We start from the raw sequence: 26,686 nt of genomic DNA on the forward strand, positions 1-26,686 counted from the left end.
CCATCCAGCCGGCGTCCAGACCGGCACTTTCACAGGGGTAAACACCATGAAGCTGAATTTCCAACGATTGCTGCGCGTGTGCGCGCTGGGCCTGGCCCTGGCCACGCCCGCCTTGTCCCAGGCGGCCTGGCCTGAAAAACCCATCACCTTGATCGTGCCGTGGGCTGCCGGCGGGTCCACCGACATCCTGGCGCGCGTGCTGTCCGAAGGGCTGACCCAATCGCTCGGCCAACCGGTCATCGTGGAAAACCGCTCGGGCGCGTCCGGCAATATCGGCACCACCTTCGTGGCGCGCGCCAAACCCGACGGCTACACGCTGCTGGTGGGTTCGATGAGCACGCACACGATGAACCAGGCGCTGTATTCGAATATGCCCTTCGACGGCGTCAAGGACTTCACCCCCATCGCCGAACTGGCCCTGGTGACGAACACGATGGTGGTGCACCCCTCTGTGCCCGCCAAGAACGTGAAGGAATTCATTGCCTACGTGAAAGAGCGCCCGGACACCGTGGCCTACGCGTCGGCGGGACAAGGCTCGACCAACCACCTGAGCGCCGCGCTGTTTGAAAAGGCCGCTGGCGTGAAGATGATGCACATCCCCTACCGTGGCGGCGCGCCCGCGGTGCTGGACACGGTGGCCGGCCGCACGCAGGTGCTGTTCAGCGCCGGCACGCAGACCCTGCCGCACGTGCGCACCGGCAAGCTGACGCTGCTGGGCGTCACCGAAGAGCAGCGTTCGCCGCTGCTGCCCGAGGTGCCCACGGTGGGCGAAACGCTGCCGGGCTATGAATTGTCGGTCTGGTACGGCGCCTTCGGCCCCGCCGGCATGCCGCCCGAACTTACCGCCCGCCTGAACCGCGAGATCAACCTGATCCTGAAGCGTCCCGAGGTCATCAAGAAGATGGGCGACATGGGCGTGCTGCTGACGGAAACCACGCCGGAACAGTTCGGCCAGATCCTGGCGCGCGATGCCGACAAGTACGGCAAGCTGATCAAGGAACTGGGAATCACCGCTGAATGAACGGCAAGCCGACTTCCGTGACGCCGGCGTTGGCCGGCGTACAGGCGATTGCCCTGGCCTATGCCGCCGCCGACTCGGCGGCGGCCTTGCAGGCCATCGACGCCTACGCCCACGCCTCGCTGGAACACACCCTGTGCACCGTCAACCGCTTTGACGCCGCCAGCATGCGCGTGGTGCGCCTGTACAGCTCCAACCCGCAGGCCTATCCACCGGGCGGCAGCAAGGACAAGCGCGACACGCCCTGGGGCCGGCACGTCTTGCTGGAACAGCGCGTGTTCGTGGGCGAAGGGGAAGCCGCCATCCGCGAATTCTTCAACGACCACGACGCCATTCGCAAGCTGGGCCTGCAATCGGTCATCAACGTGCCCGTCGTATACAACGACGTGTGCCTGGGCACGGTGAATTTCCTGATGCCGCGCCCCAAGGTGTCGGACGCCGACGTCGACAACGCCCGCCTGGCGGGCTTGCTGGCGTTGCCGGCGCTGTTGGCGGGACAGCAGGCCAGCTAGATCACTAGATCAACGCCCGCCGGATCCGCGAGGACAGCATGTCGATGATCACCACGAAGGCCACGATGATGATCATCACCGCGCAGGTTTCGGCGTAGCGGAAGCTGCGGATGATTTCCCACAGCACGGTGCCGATGCCGCCGGCACCCACAATGCCCACCACCGACGCCGACCGCACGTTGGATTCAAAGCGGTACAGCGAATACGAAATCCACAGCGGCAGCACTTGTGGAATAACGCCGTAGACGATTTCTTCCAACGCGTTGGCGCCGGTGGCGCGCACGCCTTCGACGGGGCGCGGGTCGATGGCTTCGACGGCTTCCGAAAACAGCTTCGCCAACACACCCGTCGTGTGCACCCACAGGGCCAGCACGCCGGCGAACGGCCCCAGCCCCACGGCCACGATGAACAGCATGGCGAACACCATTTCATTGATGGCGCGGCACGCGTCCATCAGGCGCCGCATCGGCTGGTAGACCCAGGCCGGCACCATGTTCGACGAGCACAGCAGCCCCAGCGGCACGGCCAACACGATGGCCAGGAACGTGCCCCACACGGCGATCTGCACCGTGACGATCATCTCGTCCAGATACATGCGCCAGTCGCGGAAATTGGGCGGAAAGAAGTCCGCGGCAAACTGGGCCATGTTGCCCGAGTCGCGCAAGAGGTCCATGGGCCGCATGTCCGCGCCCTGCCATGACATGACCAGCAGCGCTAGAACGACGGCCCACACAAGCAGCACCGGCAGCGACGAGCGCGGCGCGGTGGGCAGGCGGGGGGAATGAGTGGCAAGGTTCATGGGGTGGGCGGTTCGCTTGAAGACGTTCAAAAAAGGCAGGGCCGGCGCACCTTGCGATGCGCCGGTAATGCAGCGGCGATACGCCGCGCTTATTGCTTGGCGACGGCCGGCTGACCCAGGCTGGCCAGCTTCTTGTCCAGGTCAGCCAGTTGCTGTTGCTTTTCGGTCTGGCTCAGCGTGGTGTCGGATTCGACCTTGGCTTTTTCACGCGCCAGCTCGATCTGGCGAATCGGCACCAGTTGCTGGTTGTCGGACGCGCGGAAGCCCTGATAGGTCAGCGCCTTCAGGTTGGCCATCTCACGCTGGGCGTCCTTGCCCTTGCCGTAGTTGACGAAGAAGTCGCGGATGCGGCCCTTCAGGTCGGCGGGCAGGTCGGAACGCATGACCAGCGGGTCGGCCGGAATCAGCGGCGACTTCCACAGCACGCGCACGCTGTCGTGGGCGTCCTTGCCCGTGTTCAGGCGATAGCGTTCCAGCGCTTCGGTGTTGTTGACGGCCACATCCACCTGCTTGTTGATGACCGACAGCAGGTTGGTTTCATGGTTGCTGGAACGCATGGTCTTGAAGAAGGTCTTGGGTTCGATCTTGTTGGCGGCCCACAGGTAGTAGCCGGGCACGGCGGTGCCGGACGTGGAGTTGGGATCGCCCGCGCCGTAGCTCAGTTTGCCCGGACTCTTCAACACGTCATCCAGCGTCTTCAGGTTGCTGTCCTTGTTGACGATCAAGAGCGACCAATAGCCGGGGTTGCCGTCCTTGTCGATGACCGAGGCGAACACTTCGCCCTTGGCGCGGTCCACGGCTTCGATGGCCGACTTGTTGCCGAACCAGGCCACCTGCACCTTGTTGAAGCGCATGCCTTCGATGATGCCGGCGTAGTCCGACGCGAAGAAGGGTTTGACCGGCACGCCGATGGCGCGGCTCATGTCGTCAATGACGGGCTGCCAGACGGACTTCAGGTTGGTCGATGATTCGGTCGAGATGATGCCGAAGTTCAGCGTCTTGGCCTCTTCCGCGTGGGCTTGCGTGGACAAGGCCGCGGCGGCGATCAGGGTAACGAAGGTTCTGCGTAGCATGGGTGGCTCCGAGGTAGGAAGGGGCAAAGATGCCGCAAGGGCGGCATCAAAAAAAGCAATCAGGCGGCCTGCGCCAGCGTGGGCAGCGCCGCCAGGGCCGGCGACGGCTGCGTGTACTCGGGCAGCAGTTCGCTGAGTTCCGAGCCATACAGGTCGCGCAGCATTTCGGGGGTCAGGTCAGTGGCGCGGCCGTCGTACACGACCTTGCCGTGGCGCAGCGCCACCACGCGTGGGCAGTAGCGCAGGGCCACATCCACCTGGTGCAGCGACACCACCACCGCCACCTTGCGGCTGCGGTTGATCTGGGCCAGCGTGTCCATCACACGGCGCGACGACTCGGGGTCCAGCGATGCAATGGGTTCGTCGGCCAGGATCACGCGCGCGTTCTGCACCAGCGTGCGTGCGATCGCGGCGCGCTGCTGCTGGCCGCCGGACAGCGTCGACGCGCGTTGAAATGCATAGTCGTCTATACCAACTTGGGCAAGCGCTTCCAGCCCCTGGCGCACTTCATCGCGCAGGAACCAGCGCGTCAGGCTGCGCCAGAGCGGCACGCGCGGCAACATGCCGGTCAAGACGTTGGTGATGACCGGCAGGCGGCCCACCAGGTTGAACTGCTGGAACACGAAGCCGATGCCGGCGCGCGCCGCGCGCACGTCACGGCTAAGGCGGCCATTGCGCTGGATGAGCTGGCCGTTGACCGTTACGCTGCCCGTGCCCGACTCACCCGCATCGCCCGCCACGAAACCCGCCAGATGGCGCAACAAGGTGGACTTGCCCGAGCCCGAGGCCCCCAGCAGCGCCACCATTTCGCCGTCGGCCACTTGCAGGCTGACGTTATCCAGCGCCTTGGTCCCGGCATGGAACGTTTTGCTCAAGGCCTGTACTTCGATGGCGTATGTCATCGCCTGATCCCCTTGGATGTGGTCATTGCGGCATTCTGTTTTGGCGGCATGACAGTGCGATGACCCGGCAAGCGGAACCGGCAAGAGAAAAATCAGGGCCGGTAAGCGACTGAAAGATTGCCGTCACAAACCGCTTTGCGGACAGCTTGCGGCAGGCGGCGGCGCAGGTATATTCGAGGTGTTATCCCCATGCCTGGCGCTTATCATGATCAAAGGTTCCTGCCTGTGCGGCCGCGTGGCTTACGAGATCGACGGCCCCCTCACCGATGCCCTGAACTGCCACTGCGTCATGTGCCGCAAGTCGCACGGCGCGGCTTTTCGAAGCCGTGCCTCGGTGCAAGCGGTTGATTTCAAATGGACCAAGGGCGAAAACCACATCACGTGGTATGCCTCGTCGCCGGGCAATTACCGGGGTTTCTGCGAAGCCTGCGGCACGCCCCTGCTCAGCCGCTTCGACCACGCACCCGACGCCTATGGCCTGCCGCTGGGCGCCCTGGACGACGACCCCGGCGTCAAGCCCGCCGCGCACTGCCACGTGGCCAGCAAGGCGCCGTGGTTCGACATCACCGACGATTTACCCCAGTATCCCGACAACTTTCCCGCCGAGATCGAATCGCACCAGCAAACCGTTACATAAACCAGCAAGCGGAAGCGCTGCCGCCCGGCGGCGCGCCCGCTGGGGCTCTGCGGCTTGCGCCCCCGCGGCGCAGAGTCGTTCAGCAGCAACTATCACGGTGCTGCCACGGATAAATACTGGCTAAGCGCAGCGCTTTGCAGTAACATCAGTCCGTGATTTTTCCGCAAAAACCGGGCTTCGGTCACTCTGCGTGCCAACCTGTACTCCTTCGGGCAACGCCCCTAGATACCCAGGCTGCTCCCGGTTTGGTTGAGATAAGCCACTGGATAGTCCAATGGATTACCCACCACGGGATGGCCCGGTTGGACGTCACTGGGGAATCTTGCCGAGCAACCTCACCGAGTGACCTCACTGAGCGATCTCACCCCAGCCCACGCGCCGCAACCCCTGCGCCGCAAGGTATCGCAGCAACGCTCCAACCCGCTTCTTCCGGAGCTGTGCAATTGCACGGCATCGCGACCAAGCCGCGCCCCGCGCGCACATTGCCCACGCTGCGCGAGTATCCGCCATTTCAGACATCCGCTTCGGATGCCGTGGCCTTTACCCGCGCTTGCCCGAACGTTTTACGTTCAACCGCTGGACCTGGTTATCTGTGTCCAACGCGCATGCCGCTTCGTGCGGCGCGTCATGCCGCCGGCCTGGCTGCGCGTATTGATCAAGGAGTAGAGAATGGCTAAAGAAGAACTCATCGAATTGGATGGCATTGTTGACGAAGTGCTGCCCGATAGCCGCTACCGCGTCAAACTGGACAACGGCATCGAAGTCGGCGCTTACGCCTCCGGCCGTATCCGCAAGCACCGCATCCGCATCCTGGCGGGTGACCGTGTCACCCTGGAAATGTCGCCTTATGACCTGACCAAGGGCCGCATCAATTTCCGCCACAAGGACGAACGCGCTCCCGCGCCGCACCGTCCCCAGCAATACCGCCGTTAAGCCAGGGCCTCAGGGCCGGCCTGTTGGCCGGCTCCCCCTGGCTTTTCGTCGCCCGGCCACTGGGCGCACCGCCCTTAAGGCCACGGCGCGACATGCCGTAATGCGTGGAACGTCCGTTCGTGAAAAAATGGCAAGCTGCTCAGGCGCAATGTCTGGCAGGAAACGCATGAAGCAAGATGGATTTCAAAGAAGAATTGCAAGCCGCTGCTGACCAGCTTTCCCTGGCGCGAAGAAAGTTCGCGAAAGGGGAGGAAGGCCTGCGCCTTTTGCATCAGTCGCGCGAGGCGTTCATCAACAGCCTGCGCAATACCGGCCTGACGTACTCCGAAGCCAAGGTCAAGTACGACAACTGCCTGGACGAGCAAGAGGCCGCGCAGCACGACGTGCGCCAGCAGATGGACTATGCCGAGCGCATGCACCAGTACGTGCTGAACAAGATCGCGCAGCAGACGGCCACCGCCTGATGCGCGCGCCGGGCACGCCGGCCCGGCATTGAACCAGCGGAATCAGGGCTTGAAGGCCCCGATGAAAATGGCCGGGTCCACCCGCGCATCGTTCAGGCTGATGTTCCAGTGCAAATGCGGGCCGGTCGCGCGCCCCGTGGCGCCCACCTTGCCCACCAAGCCACCTCGCGGCACCTCGTCGCCCACCTTCACGTCTACGGCCGACATATGGCAGAACATGCTGATGAAGCCCTGGCCGTGGTCGACGAACACGGTCTTGCCGTTGAAGAAATAATCCCCCACCAGCACCACCACGCCCGCCGCCGGCGCCTTGATCGGCGTGCCCGCGGGCACGGCGAAGTCCAGCCCTGAATGCGGATTGCGTTCCTGGCCGTTGAAAAACCGGCGCAGCCCGAACGGGCTGGACAGGCGGCCACCGTTCACGGGGCGGTCCAGCAGCACATTGCTGGGCGTGACCCCGGCGCGATACGTCCGATAGGCCGCAACCTGCTCGGCCAGCTCGCGTTCGATGCGCTTCATGTCGTCTGGATTGGGATCCACCTGGCGCCGATTCTTCAGGGTGATGTGCTGCGCCACGTAGTCCTTGGCGCCCACCTTGAACGCCAGCTTGCGTTCGCCGTTGGCGTCGCGCACCACGGCGTGCTGCTCGCCCGGCTTTACGGTAAGCGGGATGCCCACCACGGCGATCCATTGTTTGCCTTCTTCACGCAGGACCATCACGCGCCGGTCCTGGAACGTGACTTCGGGCGCAATGTCGGCATCGCCCAGCGCCAAGACGGCCACGCCGCCCGGCACCGGGGCATTCAGCTTGCGTGAAATGTAGCCTTGCTGGACAGCCGCCCGCGCGGGCAGCCCCATCAACACGGCCGCGGTCGCAACGCCCAGCCGCAGTACGGCGCGGCGCGAGGTCAAGGCGTTCACAGACACAGGTTCGCAGGCTCGATGATGCTTTGGTCGCGGCGGGCGATGCGCGTCGACAGGCGCGTTTCGGTCTTGCCCTGCCAGGTGGTGGTGGTCAGCACGGCTTCGACGCCCAAGCTGTCTGCCTGGATCAATTCAAATCCATTACGCACCGCCTTCTGCTCGAAGTTGACGCCCATGTTCTTCCAGGCGTTGGCCACGCAGGTCGTGTAGGCCTCGGCTGTGCGCTGGGTGGATCCGTAAAAAACGGGCTCGCGATCACGCACGTCTTTGACGTTGGCGCAGGCCGACAGGGTAGCCAGGACGGTAAGGGACAGGGCAATACGAACCTTCATGACGGGCGAACTCTCAAGCAAAAAGTGGATGGGCGGCCAAAACTATAACGCAGCGCTATCACGCAGCAGCGCCTCAGGAACGGGGCGCGCGGCGGGCCGACTTGGGGCGGAAGGCATCGATGACCTCGGGGCGCGTCTCGGCGTAAGGCCCGCCGATCAGATCGATGCAATACGGGACGGCGGCAAAGATTCCCGGTGCGATGACGGCGCCATCTTCATCCTTCAACCCTTCCAGGGTCTCGCGGATGGACTTCGGCTGCCCCGGCAGATTCACGATCAGCGCGGCATGCGAAGGCGTTTCGCGGATGACGGCGACCTGCCTGGACAGAATGGCCGTGGGCACAAAGCGCAGGCTGATCTGGCGCATCTGTTCCCCGAAACCCGGCATTTCTTTCGTCCCCACGGCCAAGGTGGCCTCGGGGGTAACGTCGCGGCGGGCCGGGCCCGTGCCGCCTGTCGTCAGCACCAGGTCGCAGCCACAGAGGTCGACAAGCTCGATCAGGGTGTCGGAAATGCGCGCGGGTTCGTCAGGAATCAGGCGGTCCACCGCCTGCCAGGGCGATACCAGCGCCGAGCCCAGCCATTCACGCAAGGCGGGCAGGCCCTGATCCTGATAGGCGCCGCTTGAAGCGCGGTCAGAAACGGACACCAGGCCGATGATCAGGTCGTCGGGATGGCGGCGGGCGATTCGGGTTGTGGTGGTCATGGCGTAGGCGTAAGAGAGGAAAAGGGCAGTCCGGGCGGCCAGGCATGGCACGCGACGCGGTCAATCATGGAAATCCAGAAGACAGCCGCGGTGTCGATGCTATCGCATTCTTTCCCAGGCGAACGGTGGCCGGTCCCGTCCACCTGGCTCGTTCCGCCCTGTGGCAAAAAAGCAAATCGGTCCGCGGCCCCATTTACCGCGCTTGTTCGCGCCACAGGCGCTGGATAACATTCGCTAACAAAAATATTCCCGGCTGGCGCGCCCCTTCCCCCCTCTTGGCTTCCATGTTCAAACGACCGTTACGCCAGCACGCGCTGGCCGCCGCGCTGGCCTTGTCGAGCGCCGCTGCCGTGGCCGCGCTTGCCTGGCACGCCTTAGCCTTGAAGACGGAACCCGTGCCCGCCGCGGCACCCGGCATCTACATCCCCAACCTGGGCAACACGCTGCATGAGCAGACGCGCAACCTGTCGCGGCTGAGCCAGGCGCTGCGCACCGGGGACCGGCTCGTGATTCTGGGTTCGTCCGAACTGACCAGCAACGATCTGCGCTTCGTCCCCTACCGCTATCTGGCCGAAGAACTCCAGATGCCCGTGCTGGCCTACGGCCATTCGGGCTTTCAGTCCCTGGGCATGCAATTGGTGCTGGCCGCGCTGGCCGACGATTTGTCGCCAGACTCGCGCGTGGTGGTGATGCTGTCGCCCGGCTGGTTCGACGGCGACGGCGGGCTGGGCGCCGACGAATTCAAGGAACACGCCAACCCGCTGCTGCCCCGTCTGGTGAAGCAGCCCGAAGCCCGTGCCGAGCTGGCGCGCTGGCTACGCGACAAGGGCGACGCGGGCGTGGCATGGTCGATGCTGGCCGAGCAGGCCTATGTGTTCCGCCAGCGCCTGGTCGACCTGTGGGCGCCCGCGCATGCCGCGCCGCCCCCGGAGCGCGAACGCGAAGGCCCCGCGCCCGCCGCCCGCGTGGTGGACTGGGACGCGCTGGCGGAAGAAGCCCAACGCGCAGAGCAGGACCTGATGGCGGGCAACCGCTACGCGGTGCGCGACGATTTCTTCAACAAATACCTGAGCACCATCCCGGAAGGCGGCAAGACCGCCTTTCAGCCGCAGCCCCTGACGGGCCGCGCAGAATTGCGCGAGCTCAATGCGTTGATGGCGTTGCTGCATCAGCGTGGCGTGAATGCGCTGTTTGTGATGCAGCCCCTGCACCCGATGGTATTCAAGGACCTGCATCGGTTTGACCCTGTGCAAAAGGAAGTCGCCGCGCTATGCCAGCGCTACGCGATGACCTGCCTGGACATGTATGACGCGCCCTACGAAGTGGGCATGCTGCGCGACGTGCAGCACCTGGGTGAACTGGGCTGGCTGCGCGTGAACCGGAAGATTGCCGAGGTGTTCCGCCCATGACGCCCGCCCCGGCCCACCAAGGCAGGTTTCGCTGCCCTCCATTGAATTGACGCCCTCATGAAAAGAACGCTTTGGCTGTGCCTGCTGTATCTGGGCGTGCTCGCCGTGCTGCTGATCCAGGCGGACACCGCCGCCAACCTGGGTAAACCGATGGAGATCGAGTTTCAGTACTCGAAATTCTGACGGCCTGGCCCGTCGGAGGGGCGGAATTTGGTTTTCCGACGCAACCAGGCCACGGTCACAAATCTGCAATAATCGGCTCCTCACGCCGGAACCTCGCCCCCCGCCTCCATGTTCGACCTCTTCCACGGCCTAGACCTCTGGGTCGGCCTCAGCCTTGTGCTGGCCCTGACATTCGTCCTGGCCTTCGAATTCATCAATGGTTTCCACGACACGGCCAATGCCGTGGCCACGGTGATCTATACCAAGGCCATGCCGCCGCATCTTGCGGTGGTGCTGTCCGGCATCTTCAACTTCCTGGGCGTGCTGCTGGGCGGCGTGGGGGTGGCCTACGCCATCGTCCACCTGCTGCCGGTGGAGCTGCTGATCAACGTGGATACCGGCCGCGGCCTGGCCATGGTGTTCGCCATGCTGGCGGCCGCCATCGCCTGGAACCTGGGCACCTGGTACTTCGGCATTCCGGCATCCAGCTCGCACACGCTGATCGGCTCGATCCTGGGCGTGGGCCTGGCCAACGCCCTGATCACCGACCTGCCGCTGGCGGACGGCGTGAACTGGGGCAAGGCCATCGACATCGGCATGTCGCTGGTGGCCTCGCCCATCGCCGGCTTCCTGGTGGCGGGCGGCCTGCTGCTGCTGCTCAAGCGCTGGCTGCCGCTGTCGAAAATGCACAAGACGCCGGAGCAGCGCCGCGCCATCGACAATAAAAAGCATCCGCCGTTCTGGAACCGCCTGGTGCTGGTGCTGTCGGCCATGGGCGTGAGCTTCGTGCACGGCTCGAATGACGGCCAGAAAGGCATCGGCCTGATCATGCTGGTGCTGATCGGCATCGTGCCCGCCAACTTCGTGCTGGACACCACCAGCACCACCTACCAGATTGAACGCACGCGCGACGCGGCCAATCACCTGAACGTGTTCTACCACCGCAACGAAGCGATGCTGGGCGACTTCCTGGCGCTCAAGCGCCCGGACGCCACGACGGAACTGCCGCCCACCTTCCGCTGCGACCCCAAGCTGACCGTGCCGACCATTGCGGCGCTGCAAACCGATCTGGCCGGCGTCAGCAACTATGCCGACCTGTCGCCCGAGAAGCGCATCGACGTGCGCCGCTATCTGCTCTGTCTGGACGACACGGCCAAGAAGGTATCCAGCATTGAAGGGCTGCCCGCCCGCGAACGCGCCGACCTGCAACGCCTGCGCGCCGACCTTACCGCCACCACCGAATACGCGCCCTTCTGGGTCATCGTGGCCGTGGCCCTGGCGCTGGGCGCGGGCACCATGGTGGGCTGGCGCCGCGTGGTGCTGACGGTGGGCGAAAAGATCGGCAAGCAAGGCATGACCTACGCGCAGGGCATGTCGGCGCAGGTGACGGCGGTTGCCGCCATCGGGCTGGCCAACGTGTTCAGCCTGCCCGTGTCCACCACCCACGTGCTGTCCTCGGGCGTGGCGGGCACGATGATCGCCAACAAGACCGGCCTGCAAGGCAATACGGTGCGCAACATCCTGCTGGCCTGGGTGCTGACCCTGCCTGCGTCCATGGCGTTGGCGGCCGCGCTGTTCTGGCTTGGCGTTCAGATCTCGGGATAAGGCCACAAACGGCCGCGGGGCAATCCGCGCGGCCGCTGCAACACAGTGGCGACCGCGTCGGGCTTTTCTTGGCACGCGGTCCGCGTCTACCATGGCGCCATGGCTACCCAGACTCCCTCCCCCATCCCGACCCTGCATTACATTTTCGACCCGCTTTGCGGCTGGTGCTATGGCGCCGCCCCGCTGGTGGACGCCGCCCGCGGCGTTGCCGGCCTGCACGTAGCGCCCCACGGCGGCGGCATGATGACGGGCGGCAACCGCCAGCCCGTTACCGATGCGCTGCGCCGCTACGTCATGGCGCACGACGAACGCATCGCCAGCATGAGCGGACAAGCCTTCGGCAAGGACTACTTCGACGGTCTGCTGCGCGACACCGACGCGGTGTTTGATTCCGAGCCCCCCACCACCGCCATCCTGGCTGCCGAAGAACTCGCCGGCCGCGGGCTGGACCTGCTCAAGCGCGTGCAGCACGCGCACTATGTGGAAGGCCGCCGCATCGCCGACTCCGCCGTGCTCAAGACGCTGGCCCGCGAGATCGGTCTGGACGGCGCCACGTTTGATGCCGCGTATGACGCCACCCAGGGCGCGGACACGGCGGCGCACATCGCGGCCAGCCGCCAACTGCTGGCGCAGGTGGGCGGCAGCGGTTTCCCCACGCTGGTGCTTGAACAGCGCGGCATCCGTACCCTGTTGGAACCCGGCCGCTACCTGGGCCGCCCGGAGCAATGGCAGGCAGACCTGCGCAGCCGCATTCAGGCCGGCGGCTGATTGGTCAGGACTCTTCGATGTCGCCGTCGCGTTGCAAGGCCCGGTGCATGGCCGGGCGCGCGGCCAGCCGTTCCAGATAGGCGTTGAACACGGGCGATTCGGGTATCACCTTCACCTGCACCATGTATTGCAGTGACCCGCCCAGCACGATGTCGACGGCCGAAAACCTATCACCCAGAAAATACGGCCGGGCCTGCAGCACCCGGGTCAGCACCTGTTCGACCTCGTCGGCCGACCCCCAACCCGGCCCGCCGTCCTGGTGCGGGCGCTTGAATGCGCGCTCCACCATGGCCGGCTCGAACACGCCAGTGGAATACGCCAACCACGTCAGGTAGGGGCCGCGCTGGGCATCGCCCACCAAGGGCCCCAGCCCTTTTTCAGGGAACAGATCGGTCAGGTACAGCGCGATGGCCGGGGTTTCGAAGATGGGCACGCCGTCGTGCACCAGGGCGGGCACCTTGCGGTGGGGATGGATGTCGATGTAATCGGCGGGCATGTGCCCCGCGCTGTCGGTGCCGCGGATGGACACCATTTCGGTGTCGTAGGGCACGCCCAATTCCTCAAGCAGCCACAACACCCTGAACGACCGCGAGCGCGGCGCATGGTAAAGCGTAAGCATGGTCGGCCTCCTCTGCGTTGGACATCGACCATTTTGCCTTGCGCCGCGCGCGGACGAAAGCCGCCGAAATGACTACTGATCCGCCTCGCCCAGGGCGCGCAACTGCGCTTTCAGGCGCCGTACCTCTTGGCTCAGGTCCAGAATCAGCGCCACCGCGTCCAGGCTGGCGCCAAAGTCGTGCTCCAGCCGGCGCGCGTGCAAGGCGCGCTGCAGGTCCATGCTGTAGAAGCACCATTCCGACGGTTGACGCCCCCTGGCAGTGACGATGCCGACTTCAACCAGTTGGGCCACCCACTCCACTTCCGCATGGCAGGCGCGCGCCAGGTCGTCGGCGCTGAGCGGCTGCGATTTGCCCACGACAGTGGCGCTGGTGATGACAAGTTTGCTCATGATCAGACCCCCATGTGGCGTCGCGGGTTGAACGGCGCCTCCTGCTGCAGCTTGCGGTAGGCCGCCTTGGCCGCATCGCTATCAGCGGGCGGCAGCACCAGGTCCAGTACCAGGTACAGGTCGCCCGGCGGATCTCCCGGTATGCCGCGTCCGCGCAGCCGCAGCTTGCGGCCGTTGCCCGATCCCGCGGGAATGGAGACTTCAACCGTGCCGCCCGGCGTGGGCGCATTCACCTTTGAACCCAGCGCCGCTTCCCAGGGGGCCACCGGCAGCGTCATGTACAGGTCGCGCCCTTCGACGCGATAGCGCGGATGCGGCTTGAAGCGCACCTCAAGGTAAAGGTCGCCGTTTTCGCCGCCGCCATAGCCGGGCATGCCCTGCCCGGACAGCCGGATGAACTGGCCTTCGCGCACGCCCGCCGGAATGCGCACGCTGAGAGTGCGCGTCTGCAGATGCGGTCGGCCTTGCGCGTCCATCTCCATGGCGCGCAGGCTGATGTCGCGCGTGGCGCCATGGATGGCGTCTTCCAGATCAACCTCGATGGCGGCGTGATGGTCGTCGCCGCGCGCGCGGAATTCCTGCTGGCTGGCGCCGCCTGGGCCGGCGCGGTGGCCGCGTTGGCCACGCCCGCCAAACAGCGACGAGAAAAATTCACTGAACTGCGCTTCATCGCCGGGCGCCGCGCCCCGGTGGAATTCAAAGCCTTCGTCCCAGCCGGGAGGCGGCTGGAAGCCGCCATCGGGCGACACGCCCGCCGCCAGGTTGTCATAGGCCAGGCGTTTTTCCTGGTCGCGCAGCACGTCATAGGCTTCGTTGACGTCGCGCATGCGGACTTCGGCGTCGCTTTCCTTGCTGACGTCGGGGTGGTATTTACGGGCGAGCTTGCGGTAGGCGCGCCGGATCTCGTCTTCCGACGCGCTGCGCTCCACCCCCAGAATGCTGTAGTAGTCCTTGAACTCCATATGCAGCTCACCTTAAAGGTTTCGGCCGCTGTGGCGTCGTGCCGCCACAGGCCTGGAATATCAACAAGATAGGGGCTGCGAACCGATTTATCAATGCGCAATATCAGACCAAGCCGTAGATGCGGCATGTCACCCGAGTGGCGTAGTATCTGCTTTTTACCGGCAGCCAAGCGATAGCCGCTGCCCCACTCCACGCAGGATCCACAATGAAGATGAGCAACATCCCCTTCGGCACCACGGACTGGTCCGAAGTCGAACGCACCGAACACGCCGGCGACACCGGCATGGCGTACTGGCGCACCCGCCAATTCGGCGACCTGCGCGTGCGCATGGTGGAATACACGGCGGGCTACCTGGCCGACCACTGGTGCACCAAGGGCCACATCCTTTTCTGTCTGGAAGGCGAGCTGCACACCGAGCTTGAAGACGGCCGCCAATTCGTGCTGACTCCCGGCATGAGCTACCAGGTGGCCGACCAGGCCGAACCGCACCGCTCGTCCACCGCCACGGGCGCGAAGCTCTTCATTATTGACTGATGCGCCCACGCGACACGAAAAATTGCCGTTGCGTTACGCTTTGCCCTTCATGCGGCCCGGCGCCGCATGTCGATTCATTGCCGCATTGCCAGACCCCCGCCTGACCGGAGATTAAAGTGGGCGCCCCGATTACGCTATATGTCGATTCCCAGTTCCTCAGCCCCTACGCCATGTCGGTGTATGTGGCGCTGAGCGAAAAGCAATTGCCTTTCGAAATACGCCCCATCGACCTGAGCGCTGGCGAACAGTGGATGCAACCCTATCAATGCCGCGCGCTGACCGCGCGCGTGCCGGCGCTGACGCATGACGACTTCAATCTGACTGAATCCAGCGTGATCACGGAGTACCTGGACGAGGTCTTCCCGCCCCCCCGACATGCTGCCCTGTATCCGCAAGCCGTCCGCTTCCGCGCCCGCGCCCGCCAATTGCAGGCCTGGTTGCGCAGTGACCTGACCGCCTTGCGCCAGGAACGCCCCACCGAAACCGTGTTCTACGGCGCGACGGGCCAGCCCTTGTCCGACGCGGCGCACGCGGCCTCGGCCAAGCTGCTCCGGGTAGCCAGCCATCTGCTCCCGGCGGGCCAGGCCAATCTGTTTGAACAATGGTGTATCGCCGACCTGGATTTGGCGGTCATGCTGAAGCGCCTGGCCCAGGACGACCTGCCCGACCCCTTGCGCGCTTATGTCGACGCCCAATGGCAGCGCCCATCAGTTCAAAAATGGCTGGAACACAACGCCGCCGCCCGCGACTGACAACGAACCGATGCAAGGCCGTCGAAAACAATAAAAAGGGACGGCTTGATTCGCTCCGGATTACCGAGTTTTAATCGCTGAAATGTTGCGGCGCAGCATTCGTTGCGGTGTAATGGTGAGGTCAACTTAGCCGGCTCCACTTGGGGCCGGTCCGACGGTCTTTCGCCGTCGGGCGCCACTTACAGGAGATCGCCATGGCCGATTCCGGCAACGATCGCGTCCCCACCCCGTCCTTCAATCCCTGGACGGCCGCCTACGAATATGCCGTGGATGCCTGGCAACGTGGCGTGCTCTACGCCGACGTGCTGCGCCAGCGCGGCAACCAGTACCACGAACACATGGCCAAGCGCGCCCCCAACGTGCTGAGCATGGAGTTCGAACTGGTGATGGATGGCCGCGAGCTGCCCCGCCCCGTCAACTACGGGCTGTTGCGCATCCAGCCGCCCGAAGGCGTGGAAACCGACCCGATCAAGCGCCCCTTCCTGGTGGTGGATCCGCGCGCCGGGCACGGCCCGGGCATCGGCGGCTTCAAGCCGGAAAGCGAAATTGGCGTGGCGGTGCGAGCCGGACACCCCTGCTACTTCGCCACCTTCCTGCCGCAGCCCATGCCGGAACAGACCGTCGAAGACGTGATGATGGCCGAAGCCCGCTTCCTGGAAGAGATCATCGCGCTGCACCCCGACGCAGAAGGCAAGCCCGTGGTGGTGGCCAATTGCCAGGCCGGCTGGCAGATCATGATGACCGCCGCCGTGCGCCCCGAACTGTTCGGCCCCATCATCGTGGCTGGTGCCCCGCTGTCGTACTGGGCGGGCTGGCGCGGCATGAATCCCATGCGCTATTCCGGCGGCCTGTTGGGCGGCAGCTGGTTGACGGCGATGACCAGCGACCTGGGCAACGGCAAATTCGACGGCGCCTGGCTGGTGCAGAACTTCGAAAACCTGAATCCGGCCAACACCTTGTGGTCCAAGCAGTACAACCTGTATTCCAAGGTGGACACCGAAGCCGACCGCTACCTGAGCTTTGAAAAATGGTGGGGCGGCCACGTTTTCCTGAACGGCCCCGAAATCCAGTACATCGTCGACAACCTGTTCGTGGGCAACCGCCTGGCGACCGCGGGCCTGGTCACCTCCGACGGCATCCGTATCGACCTGCGCAATATCCGTTCGCCCATCGTGGTGTTCTGCTCCAAGGGCGACAACATCACGCCCCCGCCGCAGGCGCTGGGCTGGATCCCCGACCTTTATCAGAACGAAGCCGAAGTGCTGGCCCACGGGCAGACCATCGTCTATGCCGTGCATGAGAGCATTGGCCACCTGGGCATCTTCGTGTCGGGCAGCGTGGCCCGCAAGGAACACCAGGAATTCACGTCGAACATCGACATGATCGACGTGCTCCCGCCCGGCATCTACCAGGCGGAAATCGCCGACAAAACGCCCGACACGCCCAATGCCGACCTGGCGTTTGGCAACTACGTGCTGTCGTTCGAGCAGCGCACGCTGGACGATGTGCGCACCATTGTCGACCGCAAGGAAGAAGACGATAAGCGCTTTGCCGCCGTGGCACGCATCTCGGACATCAACCTGGGCATGTACCGCAGCTTCATGCAGCCCTGGCTGCGCGCGCTGGTCACGCCGCAATCGGCGGAATGGTCGCAGCGCCTGCATCCGTTGCGCTTGCCGTATGAGTTGATCTCGGACCGCAACCCGGCCATCGCCCCCATCGCGAAGGTTGCCGAACAGGTGCGCGCGCACCGCCAGCCGGTGTCCGAGTCCAACCCGTTCCTGATGGCGCAGGAAATGTTTTCCAACTGGGTCGAGACCAGCCTGAACATCTGGCAGGAAATGCGCGATTCGGCGGACGAACGCACCTTCATGGGCGTATACGGTTCGCCGCTGGTGCAGGACCTGGCCGGGCTGGGTGCGCGTTCCGGCCCGCCGCGCAAGCACCCCGGCGTGTCGCCCGAACACCGCCGCTTCATGGAAGAGCGCACCGCCGATCTGCGTTCGTTGCTGCAAGAAGGCGGCTTGCGCGTGGCGGCCATCCGCATGCTGCTGTATGTGTCGGGGGCCGAGGGCGGCCTGGACGAACGCAGCTTTGCGCTGATCCGCAAAGTGCGCGCCGAATCCGACAACGCCATGACCTTGCAGGAATTCAAGGACACCATCCGCGACCAGGCATTGATCCTGACGCTGGATTCCGACGCCGCCATCCAGGCCATGCCGCGCCTGTTGGAGAAGTCGTCCGCCGCCGCGATCCGCGACGCGCTGAAAACGATGAAGCACGTGCTGGAAGCCGCTGAACCGCTTAGCCCGGCGGCACGTGACAGCCTGACGGAAATGGAGCGCATCTTCGAAGCTGCCGAACGTCGTGCCCAGAAGCGCGCCCAGGCGGATGCGCCCGCCCAACTGGAAGCCGAGCCCGCCCCCACCGCCCCCGCGTTGAATCTGATCGACGCGGCCGCACAGGTGCCGTCCAAGACCGCCCAGCCGCATCCGGCGGCGGCAAAGTCAGCGACGAAGGTGGCGACGAAGGCCGCAACCAAGGCAGTAACCCGGACGGCATCGAAGGCGACTACGAAGGCAGTACCGAAGACCGCAACGGAGGCGGCACCCAAGGCAGCAACGAAAGCAGCCAAGCCCGCCGCAAAGCGCAGCACAAAAGCCGCCGCGCAACCCGCTAAACAACCCGCCAAGGCCAAACGCGCATGACACTGACCACGTCCACGCATTACGACACGCTGATCGCCCGCGCGCAGACGCTGGAACCGGCCTTCTGCGCCATCGCCCACCCCTGCGACGAACCCTCGCTGTCCGCCGCGCTGGAAGCCCGCGACCTGGGCCTCTTGCACCCCATCCTGGTGGGGCCGGAAAAGAAGATCCGCGACACGGCGGCCCAGTTCAATCTGAACCTGGGCGATGCACGCATTGTTGACGCGCCGCATAGCCACGCCGCCGCCGAAACCGCCGTGGCGCTGGTGCGCAATGGCGAGGCCACGCTGCTGATGAAAGGCAGCCTGCACACCGATGAACTGATGCACGAGGTCGTTGCGCGCACGACGGGCTTGCGCACCAGCCGCCGCATCAGCCATGTTTTCATCATGGAAGTGCCCACCTATGCCGGCCCGCTGTTCATCACGGACGCGGCCATCAACATCTTCCCTGACCTGGAAACCAAGGCCGACATCATCCGCAACGTGATCGACCTGCATCAAGGGCTGGGGCTGGGTGAGCCGCGCGTGGCGATCCTGTCGGCGGTGGAGCAGGTCACGCCCAACATTCCCAGCACCATCGAAGCGGCCGCCTTGTGCAAGATGGCCGACCGTGGCCAGATCACGGGCGGCCTGCTGGACGGCCCGCTGGCGCTGGACAACGCCATCAGCCCGGACGCCGCGCGCATCAAGGGCATACGCTCGCCCGTGGCGGGTGTGGCGCAGGTGCTGGTGGTGCCCGACCTGGAAGCGGGCAATATGCTGGCCAAGAACCTGACGTTCCTGGCCAATGCCGAAGCGGCCGGCATTGTGCTGGGCGCGCGCGTGCCCATCATCTTGACCAGCCGCGCCGACAGCCCGCGTTCGCGACTGGCATCGTGCGCGGTGGCGGCCATCTACGCGCACCATCTCAGCCAGTTGGCGGCCCGCCCCCTGGCCTGATCCATCCGCATCACCGCTACCGGACTCCAGAGCCATGAGTGATACCAGCGACACCATCCTCGTCATCAACGCCGGCAGTTCCAGCATCAAGTTCTACCTGTACGACATCGACGGCCAGCAGGAACTGGCGCCACGCCTGGGCGGCCAGTTGGAAGGCATCGGCACCTCGCACCCGAAGCTGCGGGTACGCGATGCGGCGGGCCGGACCTTGCTGGAACGCGACGTTGCCCCGAGCCACGCCCCCGACGTGCCCAACGCCCAGGAAGTGGTCGGCACCTGGTTGAGCGGCCACCTGGGCGGCGCGCCGCTGGCGGTGGGACACCGCGTGGTGCACGGCGGGCCGGACCTTTCCGAACCGGTGCTCATCGACGATAGCGTGCTGGCCAAGCTGGACACCTTCACGCCGCTTGCGCCGCTGCATCAGCCCAACAACCTGGCGCCCATCCGCGTGATCCGTGAACGCCGCCCGTGGATTCCACAGGTAGCCTGCTTCGACACGGCATTTCACCGCAGCCATTCCGACGTGGCCGATCGCTACGCGCTGCCCGAATCGCTGTACCAGGAAGGCGTGCGCCGCTACGGCTTTCATGGGCTGTCCTATGAATACATCGCGCAGCGCTTGAAGCAGGCGCTGCCCGAGCTGGCAATGGGCAAGATCATCACCGCGCACCTGGGGTCGGGCGTGTCCGCCTGCGCCATCCATGAAGGCAAGAGCGTGGACAGCACGATGGGCTTCACCGCGCTGGAAGGCCTGCCCATGGGCACGCGCCCCGGCCGGCTGGACGCGGGCGTGGTGCTGTGGATGATGGAACGCGGCATGGACCATGACCAGATCGAGCATCTGCTCTATCACGACTGCGGCATGAAGGGTCTGTCGGGCATCAGCAACGACATGCGCGAACTGCTGGCCAGCGATGCGCCCGCCGCGCAATTGGCGCTGAAGTATTTCGCGTGGCGCGTGGCCGAAGGCATGATCGGCCTGGGCTGCGCCATGAACGGCATCGACGGCATTGTGTTCACGGCCGGCGTGGGCGAGAACTCACCCCAGATCCGCCAGATGATCGCTGACCATTGGGGCTGGCTGGGCATCAAGCTGGACCCCGAACGCAATGCCCATCAAGGCCCCCGCATTTCCAGCGACGACAGCCGCATCGGCGTGTATGTGGTCCGCACCAACGAAGAACTGATCATCGCCCAGCACACGCTGGCCCTGGTACGCCAACGATGAGTACGCCAACCATGAACGCCCCCATCCCGAACCCGGCGTTGCCGCTGGCTGGCAAGCGCGGCCTGGTGACCGGCATCGCCAACGCCGATTCCATCGCCTGGGGCTGCGCCAAGGCGTTTCGTGCGATGGGTGCAGAACTGGCGGTGACCTATCTGAACGACAAGGCCCTGCCCCACGTCGAGCCGCTGGCCAGGCAGGTGGATGCGCCGCTGCTGATGCCGCTAAACCTATTGAACGACGGCGAACTGGAAGCCGTGTTCGACCGCATCACGGCCGAATGGGGCCACCTGGACTTCGTGCTGCACTCCATTGCCTTCGCCCCGCGCGACGACCTGCATGGCCGCGTGACGGACTGCTCGCGCGAGGGCTTTCTGCAAGCCATGGACGTATCGTGCTGGTCGTTCATCCGCATGGCGAAACTGGCCGAACCGCTGATGGCCAAGGGCGGCGCTCTCTTCTGCATGAGCTATTACGGCTCGCAGATGGTGGTGGAGCACTACAACATGATGGGCCCGGTAAAGGCGGCGCTGGAATCCGCCACGCGCTATCTGGCCGCTGAACTCGGCCCGCAAGGCATCCGCGTGCATGCGATTTCACCCGGGCCGCTGAAAACGCGCGCCGCCTCTGGCATTGCGGAATTCGACGCGCTGCTGGACCGCGCGCAAGCCAAGGCGCCCGCGCGCAGCCTGGTGTCCATCGACGATGTGGGCGAAGCCACCGCGTGGCTGGCCACCGACGCCGCGCGGCGCATGACCGGACAAACGCTGTACATCGACGGCGGTTATCACATCATCGATTAGGCTCAGGCCAGCGTGTCCGGCGGCCCCTGGCGGCGCCGCTCAATCGCTTCCACCGCCTGCTCGGGGCTGCCGAAGATATTGTCGCGGCCAATCTTCTTGACCAGACCCGAGCGCTCAAGCGCCATGCGGAACTGGCCGTGGCCGCCCGCCACCAGCATGGTGATATGGCGGTCGTCCAATTCGCGCTTCAGTTCATACAAGGCTTCCACCGCATCGGCATCAGCCTGCGTCATGGCTTCGGCGTCCAACACGAACCAGGTGGCATCGCCCGCCTGTTCCATGACTTCGCGCGCGCGCCGACGGAAAGCGTCGGCATTGAAGAACCAGACCGACGATTCGAACAGCCAGATCACCACGCCCGGCACGGGCTGCGCGTCGGGGTTCAGGTGCAACTTGCCCAATACATATTCACCCGGCAGCCGGCCCAAGAGCGCGTCGCGCGGGTTGCCCGACACATACATGGCATACAGCAAGGTCGCGCCCACCGACACCGCCACGCCCTGCAACACGCCAAAGCCCACCACGCCCACTGCCGCCAACACACCGAACGCCAGTTCGATGCGCGAAATGCGCGCCAGGCGCATGAATGCCTTGACGTCGAACAGGCTGGCCGCGGCCAACAGCAAGATCGCAGACAGCACAGCTTGCGGCAGCCAGTACAACGGCGCGCTCAACAAGCCCACGACAATCGCCAAGGCGACGGCCGCGCTGACACTGACCAGCGGCGACGAACCGCCGGCCACCAGCCCCACCGCCGTGCGCGAATCCGCGCCTGTCACGACAAAGCCTTGGAACAGGCCCGCCGCCACATTGGCCGCGCCGAAGCCCACCAGTTCGCGGTTGGGGTCCACATGTTCGCCGGTGCGGGCGGCAAAGCTGCGCGCCGTAACGATGCCGCTGGAAAAACTGACCACCAACACCCCCGCCGCGCCCAGGAGCATGCTGTCCACGCCTTCCAGCCGCACGGGCAGGCTGATGCCCGGCAAGCCGGCCGGTACCTCACCCACCACCGCAATGCCCAGGCTGGGAAAATCAAACAGCCACGACAACAGACAGCCCCCCACCACCAGCAGGATCGGGCCGGGCCAGGTTGGCCGCCAGTGTTTGACACCCAACAGCAACGCACACGAGGCCAGCCCCAGGATCAGGGTCGGAATCTGGATTTCCTGCACGCGCCGGGACAGTTCCAGAAACGGATGCACCAGCCCGGTGTTACGCAGCCCCACGCCTGTCAGCCCGCTCATTTGCGACACGGCCAACGTAATTGCCACGCCGGCCATATAGCCGATCAAGACGGGGCGCGACAGCAGATTGGCCAGCACGCCCAGCCGCAACACGCGGGCGATCAGGCAGCCCACGCCCACGGTCAGCGCAATGCCGGTGGCCGCCACCAGCCGGTCTTCGGGGGAGGTCAGCGCCATGCCAGTGAGGGTGGCGGCGATCAGCGTGCAGGTGGCGGTGTCCGGCCCCACGACCAAGGTGCGCGACGAACCAAACAGCGCATAGCCCAGCATGCCGGCGATGGCGGCCCACAGGCCGGCGACGGGGGGCACGCCCATCATCGCGGCATAGGCCAGGCCCACCGGCAAGGCCACGGCCGCCACGCTCAGCCCAGCCATGACATCGCGCCGCGCCGAGTCTCGAGTGATGCCTCGGAAGTTGTTCAGGCCGGGAAAGAGACGGTAGTTCATGATGCTGCGAGACGACCTGATTGATGATGTTGCGCGATGGGCAGAGAGACCGCAAAGGCTACACCAAGCGACGCGCTTTGAACCGGATCCACATCAACAAGCCGGTGCATTTCATTCCTTTTTAGAATGAAGATCGTTGCATATTTATCTCTTTTATCGAAAAGCAGGATTGCGTAGAGTCCCCGCACAAGAAAAGCGGCACCCCGCCGCGTATTGCACACCGACATGGCCCGCCCCGCATCGATCACCCGACGCGAAGGACAGGGCCGGCACTTCTGGAGACTTGATGTCCTACACGTTCCTGCGCCGCGCCAGCCGCGCGCTTATTCTGGCCGCCTTTGCCGCGGGCGTTGCCCCGGCCGTACAGGCGCAAGCCTACCCCGACCGCCCCATCAAACTCGTCGTGCCTTGGCCGCCGGGCGGCGCAACCGATTCGTTGGGCCGCCTGTTGGCGCAGCGCCTGTCCGAACGACTGGGCCAGACGGTGATCGTGGACAACAAGGCAGGCGCGGGCGGCAACATCGGCACCGCGTCCTTCGTGCGTGAAAAGGCCGACGGCTACACGCTGTTGATGGCCACCAGTTCCACCAACGCGGCCAATCCGCACCTGTATGCGCGCCTGGGCTTCGATGCCGCAAAGGACTTCGCGCCGGTCGCCTTCGTGGCCGAGATTCCCAACATTCTTGAAGTGCCGAAGCAGTCGCCTTTTAAGTCGGTCGCCGACCTGGTGGCGGCGGCCAAGGCAGAACCGGGCAAATTGAATTACGGCTCGGGCGGCGTTGGCTCGTCACAGCATCTGGCGGGTTCGATGTTCAAGCATCTGACGGGCGCGGATGTGATGCACATTCCGTACAAGGGCAGTGGCCCGGCGGTGTCGGACCTGCTGGCCGGACAAGTCGACATGATGCTGGACACCGGTTCGCTGGCCCAGGTACAGGCGGGCGCCCTGCGCGCACTGGCCGTGGCTTCGCACCAGCGCCTGCCAGCCCTGCCGAATGTGCCCACGTTCGAGGAGGCGGGCGTGCCGAAGATGTTTGCGTCGGCGTGGTACGGCATCGTGGCCCCGGCGGGCACGCCGAAAGACGTGGTGCAGCGCCTGAACCGGGAAGTCAATGCGGTCGTCGCCACCCCGGAGGTAAAGCAGCGCATGGAGAACATGGGCGCGCTGGTGCCGGCCGGCCAATCGCCGGAACAGTTCGGCGCGTTCATCCAATCGGAAATCAAGCGCTACGCAGAAATCGTGAAAATCTCCGGCGCCAAAATGGAATAAGGCGGGTCGGCTAAAAACCGGTCTTCAATGGCACGTAGGATGGGTGCAGCGCGAGCCGAACCTAAAGAAGAACACCAGCCCCAAACGCGCGAAACCCATCAAGCAGCATAGGCGCAATGGCTAATTCAGCCACATGCGTATGCCGCTTGATGGGTTTCGCGCGATAAGTTGCAGCGCTATTTCAGAGACCGTCTCGCGCTACACCCATCCTACGATGGGACGTTGCGCGATGGCTCCACCGCTTACGCCGCGCGCGCTTCCAGCACGGCCACGGCCGGCAGGGTCTTGCCTTCCAGGAATTCCAGGAAGGCGCCGCCGCCCGTCGAGATGTAGCCGACTTGTTCGCCGATGCCGTACTTGGCGATGGCGGCCAGCGTGTCGCCGCCGCCCGCGATCGAAAAGCCGTCGGACTCCGCAATCGCGCGCGCCACCACTTCGGTGCCGTTGGCGAACTGGTCGAATTCGAACACGCCCACCGGGCCGTTCCAGACGATGGTGCCGGCTTTCTTCAGGATCTCGGCCAACTGCGCCGCGGTCTGCGGGCCGATGTCCAGGATCATGTCGTCGTCGGCCACATCGGTGGCGGCCTTGACCGTCGCTTCGGCGTCCGCGCCGAACGCCTTGGCGCACACCACGTCCACCGGAATCGGCACGGCCGCGCCGCGCTGCTTCATCATGTCGATCACGGCGCGCGCCTGCTCAACCTGGTCAGGTTCCGCCAGCGACTTGCCGATGGGCAGCCCGGCGGCCAGCAAGAAGGTGTTGGCGATGCCGCCGCCCACCACCAACTGGTCAACCTTGTCGGCCAGCGATTGCAGGATGGACAGCTTGGTCGACACCTTCGAGCCGCCCACAATCGCCACCAGCGGGCGCTTGGGTTCGTGCAGCGCACGGCCCAGGGCGTCGAGTTCGGCTGCCAGCAAGGGGCCGGCGCAGGCCACGGGCGCAAAGCGCGCGATGCCGTGCGTGGTGGCTTCGGCGCGGTGGGCGGTGCCGAAGGCGTCGTTGACATACACGTCGCACAGCGCGGCCATCTTCTTGGCCAGTGCTTCGTCGTCTTTCTTTTCGCCGACGTTCACGCGGCAGTTTTCCAGCAGCACGACCTGGCCGTGGTCCACTTGCACGCCATCGACCCAGTCACGCACCAATTGCACGGGCATGCCCAGCAATTCGGACAGGCGCTGGCCGACCTTGGCCAACGAATCGGCCTCGGTCAGCACGCCTTCTTTCGGGCGGCCCAGGTGGGACGTGACCATCACGGCGGCGCCGGCGTCCAGCGCCAGGCGAATGCCCGGCACGGACGCGCGGATGCGCGTGTCTTCGGAAATGCGGCCGGCGTCGTCGAACGGCACGTTCAAGTCGGCGCGGATAAACACACGCTTGCCGGACAGGGCGCCGGACTTGGCCAGCGCGGACAGGGTATTGACCTTGGACATATTTGCTTTCCTACGATAGGCGAACAAAGGGGACGAACCCATTTTCCGCATTGGCGGAAAACAAATCCGTCCCCTATGGACTGACCGTGTTGCTTACTTGGCCGACATCAGCGCGACGGTGGTGTCGAGCATGCGGTTCGAGAAGCCCCACTCGTTGTCGTACCAGGACGAGACCTTGACCAGACGGCCCGAGACCTTGGTCAGCGACGCGTCAACGGTGCTGGAGGCCGGGTTGTGGTTGTAGTCCACCGAAACCAGGGGCTCGGTGTTGTAGTCCAGGATGCCCTTCAACTCGCCTTCCGACGCGGCCTTCAGGATGCTGTTCACTTCTTCGGCGGTCGTGTCGCGGCTGGCCACGAACGACAGGTCAACCAGCGACACGTTGATGGTCGGGACGCGGATGGCGTAGCCGTCCAGCTTGCCGTTCAGTTCCGGCAGCACCAGGCCCACGGCGGCGGCGGCGCCGGTCTTCGTGGGAATCATGCTCATGGTGGCCGAACGCGCGCGGCGCAGGTCTTCGTGGTAGACGTCGGTCAGGACCTGGTCGTTGGTGTAGGCGTGAACGGTCGTCATCAGGCCGTTTTCCAAGCCCAGCTTGTCGTTCAGCGGCTTGACCAGCGGGGCCAGGCAGTTGGTGGTGCAGGACGCGTTCGAGATGACGGTGTCGGTCGACTTCAGCACGCCGTGGTTCACGCCGAACACGATGGTGGCGTCCACATCCTTGCCGCCCGGGGCCGAGATGATGACTTTCTTGGCGCCGCCCTTGATGTGCGCGCCGGCCTTTTCCTTGGTCGTGAAGAAGCCCGTGCATTCCAGGACCACGTCAACCTTGAGCTCGCCCCAGGGCAGTTCAGCCGGGTTGCGGTTGGCCAGCACGCGGATCTTGTCGCCGTTGACGACCATGAAGTCGCCGTCGACTTCGACGGTGCCCGGGAACTTGCCGTGGGCGGTGTCGTAGCGCGTCAAGTGCGCGTTCGTCTTGGGATCACCCAGGTCGTTGATGGCGACGATTTCGATATCGTGCTTCTTGCCACCTTCGTAGTGGGCACGCAGGATGTTGCGGCCGATGCGACCGTAACCATTGATGGCGACGCGAATAGTCATACTAA

Annotated in this window: 28 protein-coding genes; 16 read left to right on the plus strand and 12 right to left on the minus strand. The window is 64.9% G+C overall.

Annotation, left to right across the window (positions count from 1 at the left end; all coding sequences use genetic code 11):
- The first annotated feature begins 46 nt into the window (after nt 1–46).
- Both WBR68_RS15245 and WBR68_RS15250 read left to right on the plus strand, forming a co-directional pair.
- Nucleotides 47–1,021, plus strand: a complete 975-nt coding sequence (locus tag WBR68_RS15245) for a Bug family tripartite tricarboxylate transporter substrate binding protein (RefSeq protein WP_050448805.1) — start codon at nt 47–49, stop codon at nt 1,019–1,021.
- The gene (locus WBR68_RS15250) at nt 1,018–1,530 is read left to right on the plus strand and encodes a GAF domain-containing protein (protein ID WP_230694651.1); all 513 of its coding nucleotides are present in this window, start codon (nt 1,018–1,020) and stop codon (nt 1,528–1,530) included. Before WBR68_RS15245 ends, WBR68_RS15250 begins: the two co-directional genes overlap by 4 nt.
- Before the next feature lie 4 nt (nt 1,531–1,534).
- Here WBR68_RS15250 and phnE read toward each other — a convergent pair whose 3' ends face one another.
- From phnE to phnC, 3 genes are all read right to left on the minus strand, one after another.
- Entirely contained in the window at nt 1,535–2,329 is a 795-nt protein-coding gene (gene phnE, locus WBR68_RS15255; RefSeq protein WP_050448803.1) for a phosphonate ABC transporter, permease protein PhnE, read from the minus strand.
- An 89-nt stretch (nt 2,330–2,418) separates the two neighbouring features.
- Entirely contained in the window at nt 2,419–3,402 is a 984-nt protein-coding gene (gene phnD / locus WBR68_RS15260) for a phosphonate ABC transporter substrate-binding protein (protein WP_050448802.1), read from the minus strand.
- Between the two features lie 59 nt (nt 3,403–3,461).
- Nucleotides 3,462–4,304 (minus strand): phosphonate ABC transporter ATP-binding protein, encoded by an 843-nt coding sequence (gene phnC / locus WBR68_RS15265; RefSeq protein WP_127185503.1) that lies wholly within the window; start codon nt 4,302–4,304, stop codon nt 3,462–3,464.
- 205 nt (nt 4,305–4,509) lie between these two features.
- Here phnC and WBR68_RS15270 point away from each other — a divergent pair, with 205 nt between their 5' ends.
- The 3 genes from WBR68_RS15270 (at nt 4,510) to WBR68_RS15280 (ending at nt 6,338) form a co-directional block, all read left to right on the plus strand.
- On the plus strand, nt 4,510–4,941 hold the full coding sequence (locus WBR68_RS15270; RefSeq protein WP_050448800.1) for a GFA family protein: 432 nt from the start codon (nt 4,510–4,512) through the stop codon (nt 4,939–4,941).
- A 669-nt stretch (nt 4,942–5,610) separates the two neighbouring features.
- Complete coding sequence (gene infA, locus WBR68_RS15275) at nt 5,611–5,874, plus strand: translation initiation factor IF-1 (RefSeq protein WP_006221179.1); 264 nt, start codon at nt 5,611–5,613, stop codon at nt 5,872–5,874.
- A gap of 176 nt (nt 5,875–6,050) precedes the next feature.
- Entirely contained in the window at nt 6,051–6,338 is a 288-nt protein-coding gene (locus WBR68_RS15280) for a hypothetical protein (protein ID WP_050448799.1), read from the plus strand.
- 42 nt (nt 6,339–6,380) lie between these two features.
- On the opposite strand, the gene WBR68_RS15285 is transcribed toward WBR68_RS15280, so the two are convergent.
- From WBR68_RS15285 to mog, 3 genes are all read right to left on the minus strand, one after another.
- Complete coding sequence (locus WBR68_RS15285) at nt 6,381–7,196, minus strand: peptidoglycan DD-metalloendopeptidase family protein (RefSeq protein WP_230694668.1); 816 nt, start codon at nt 7,194–7,196, stop codon at nt 6,381–6,383.
- A gap of 59 nt (nt 7,197–7,255) precedes the next feature.
- Nucleotides 7,256–7,594, minus strand: a complete 339-nt coding sequence (locus tag WBR68_RS15290) for a hypothetical protein (RefSeq protein ID WP_050448798.1) — start codon at nt 7,592–7,594, stop codon at nt 7,256–7,258.
- Nucleotides 7,595–7,667: 73 nt separating this feature from the next.
- Nucleotides 7,668–8,300, minus strand: a complete 633-nt coding sequence (mog, locus tag WBR68_RS15295) for a molybdopterin adenylyltransferase (RefSeq protein ID WP_050448797.1) — start codon at nt 8,298–8,300, stop codon at nt 7,668–7,670.
- A 284-nt stretch (nt 8,301–8,584) separates the two neighbouring features.
- On the opposite strand from mog, the gene WBR68_RS15300 reads away from it, so the two are divergent.
- The 4 genes from WBR68_RS15300 to WBR68_RS15315 all read left to right on the plus strand — a co-directional run bounded on the left by WBR68_RS15300 (nt 8,585) and on the right by WBR68_RS15315 (nt 12,244).
- Nucleotides 8,585–9,709, plus strand: coding sequence for a D-alanyl-lipoteichoic acid biosynthesis protein DltD (locus WBR68_RS15300; protein WP_230694652.1), 1,125 nt, complete (start codon nt 8,585–8,587; stop codon nt 9,707–9,709).
- A 57-nt stretch (nt 9,710–9,766) separates the two neighbouring features.
- On the plus strand, nt 9,767–9,892 hold the full coding sequence (locus WBR68_RS15305; RefSeq protein ID WP_255696068.1) for a hypothetical protein: 126 nt from the start codon (nt 9,767–9,769) through the stop codon (nt 9,890–9,892).
- A 108-nt stretch (nt 9,893–10,000) separates the two neighbouring features.
- Nucleotides 10,001–11,476: an inorganic phosphate transporter gene (locus tag WBR68_RS15310; protein WP_050448795.1), complete on the plus strand. Its 1,476-nt coding sequence runs from the start codon at nt 10,001–10,003 to the stop codon at nt 11,474–11,476.
- Nucleotides 11,477–11,575: 99 nt separating this feature from the next.
- Nucleotides 11,576–12,244, plus strand: coding sequence for a DsbA family protein (locus WBR68_RS15315; RefSeq protein WP_230694653.1), 669 nt, complete (start codon nt 11,576–11,578; stop codon nt 12,242–12,244).
- A 4-nt stretch (nt 12,245–12,248) separates the two neighbouring features.
- Here WBR68_RS15315 and WBR68_RS15320 read toward each other — a convergent pair whose 3' ends face one another.
- The 3 genes from WBR68_RS15320 to WBR68_RS15330 all read right to left on the minus strand — a co-directional run bounded on the left by WBR68_RS15320 (nt 12,249) and on the right by WBR68_RS15330 (nt 14,215).
- On the minus strand, nt 12,249–12,863 hold the full coding sequence (locus tag WBR68_RS15320; protein WP_050448794.1) for a glutathione S-transferase family protein: 615 nt from the start codon (nt 12,861–12,863) through the stop codon (nt 12,249–12,251).
- A 72-nt stretch (nt 12,864–12,935) separates the two neighbouring features.
- Nucleotides 12,936–13,253 (minus strand): chaperone modulator CbpM, encoded by a 318-nt coding sequence (locus tag WBR68_RS15325; RefSeq protein WP_050448793.1) that lies wholly within the window; start codon nt 13,251–13,253, stop codon nt 12,936–12,938.
- Nucleotides 13,254–13,255: 2 nt separating this feature from the next.
- The gene (locus WBR68_RS15330; RefSeq protein ID WP_127185506.1) at nt 13,256–14,215 is read right to left on the minus strand and encodes a DnaJ C-terminal domain-containing protein; all 960 of its coding nucleotides are present in this window, start codon (nt 14,213–14,215) and stop codon (nt 13,256–13,258) included.
- 206 nt (nt 14,216–14,421) lie between these two features.
- Here WBR68_RS15330 and WBR68_RS15335 point away from each other — a divergent pair, with 206 nt between their 5' ends.
- The 6 genes from WBR68_RS15335 to fabI all read left to right on the plus strand — a co-directional run bounded on the left by WBR68_RS15335 (nt 14,422) and on the right by fabI (nt 21,180).
- Nucleotides 14,422–14,751: a DHCW motif cupin fold protein gene (locus tag WBR68_RS15335; protein WP_230694654.1), complete on the plus strand. Its 330-nt coding sequence runs from the start codon at nt 14,422–14,424 to the stop codon at nt 14,749–14,751.
- Between the two features lie 116 nt (nt 14,752–14,867).
- The gene (gene yfcF, locus WBR68_RS15340) at nt 14,868–15,503 is read left to right on the plus strand and encodes a glutathione transferase (RefSeq protein ID WP_127185507.1); all 636 of its coding nucleotides are present in this window, start codon (nt 14,868–14,870) and stop codon (nt 15,501–15,503) included.
- Between the two features lie 194 nt (nt 15,504–15,697).
- Nucleotides 15,698–18,211, plus strand: coding sequence for a DUF3141 domain-containing protein (locus tag WBR68_RS15345; protein ID WP_230694655.1), 2,514 nt, complete (start codon nt 15,698–15,700; stop codon nt 18,209–18,211).
- Entirely contained in the window at nt 18,208–19,152 is a 945-nt protein-coding gene (locus WBR68_RS15350) for a phosphate acetyltransferase (RefSeq protein ID WP_050448788.1), read from the plus strand. Before WBR68_RS15345 ends, WBR68_RS15350 begins: the two co-directional genes overlap by 4 nt.
- Before the next feature lie 34 nt (nt 19,153–19,186).
- Nucleotides 19,187–20,380, plus strand: a complete 1,194-nt coding sequence (locus WBR68_RS15355; RefSeq protein WP_050448787.1) for an acetate/propionate family kinase — start codon at nt 19,187–19,189, stop codon at nt 20,378–20,380.
- Between the two features lie 11 nt (nt 20,381–20,391).
- Nucleotides 20,392–21,180, plus strand: a complete 789-nt coding sequence (gene fabI, locus WBR68_RS15360; protein ID WP_050448786.1) for an enoyl-ACP reductase FabI — start codon at nt 20,392–20,394, stop codon at nt 21,178–21,180.
- Nucleotides 21,181–21,182: 2 nt separating this feature from the next.
- On the opposite strand, the gene WBR68_RS15365 is transcribed toward fabI, so the two are convergent.
- Nucleotides 21,183–22,871, minus strand: a complete 1,689-nt coding sequence (locus WBR68_RS15365) for a SulP family inorganic anion transporter (protein WP_230694656.1) — start codon at nt 22,869–22,871, stop codon at nt 21,183–21,185.
- Between the two features lie 286 nt (nt 22,872–23,157).
- On the opposite strand from WBR68_RS15365, the gene WBR68_RS15370 reads away from it, so the two are divergent.
- Nucleotides 23,158–24,141: a Bug family tripartite tricarboxylate transporter substrate binding protein gene (locus WBR68_RS15370; RefSeq protein ID WP_230694657.1), complete on the plus strand. Its 984-nt coding sequence runs from the start codon at nt 23,158–23,160 to the stop codon at nt 24,139–24,141.
- A 242-nt stretch (nt 24,142–24,383) separates the two neighbouring features.
- Here WBR68_RS15370 and WBR68_RS15375 read toward each other — a convergent pair whose 3' ends face one another.
- Together WBR68_RS15375 and gap are read right to left on the minus strand one after the other, a co-directional pair.
- The gene (locus tag WBR68_RS15375) at nt 24,384–25,577 is read right to left on the minus strand and encodes a phosphoglycerate kinase (RefSeq protein ID WP_050448783.1); all 1,194 of its coding nucleotides are present in this window, start codon (nt 25,575–25,577) and stop codon (nt 24,384–24,386) included.
- 93 nt (nt 25,578–25,670) lie between these two features.
- Nucleotides 25,671–26,681, minus strand: a complete 1,011-nt coding sequence (gene gap / locus WBR68_RS15380) for a type I glyceraldehyde-3-phosphate dehydrogenase (protein WP_006221200.1) — start codon at nt 26,679–26,681, stop codon at nt 25,671–25,673.
- Nucleotides 26,682–26,686: the final 5 nt, after the last annotated feature.

Origin of the sequence: Achromobacter sp. JD-1 (genome assembly GCF_038594925.1) — a bacterium.
In the GTDB taxonomy this organism is placed as follows: Bacteria; Pseudomonadota; Gammaproteobacteria; order Burkholderiales; family Burkholderiaceae_B; genus Achromobacter; species Achromobacter spanius_C.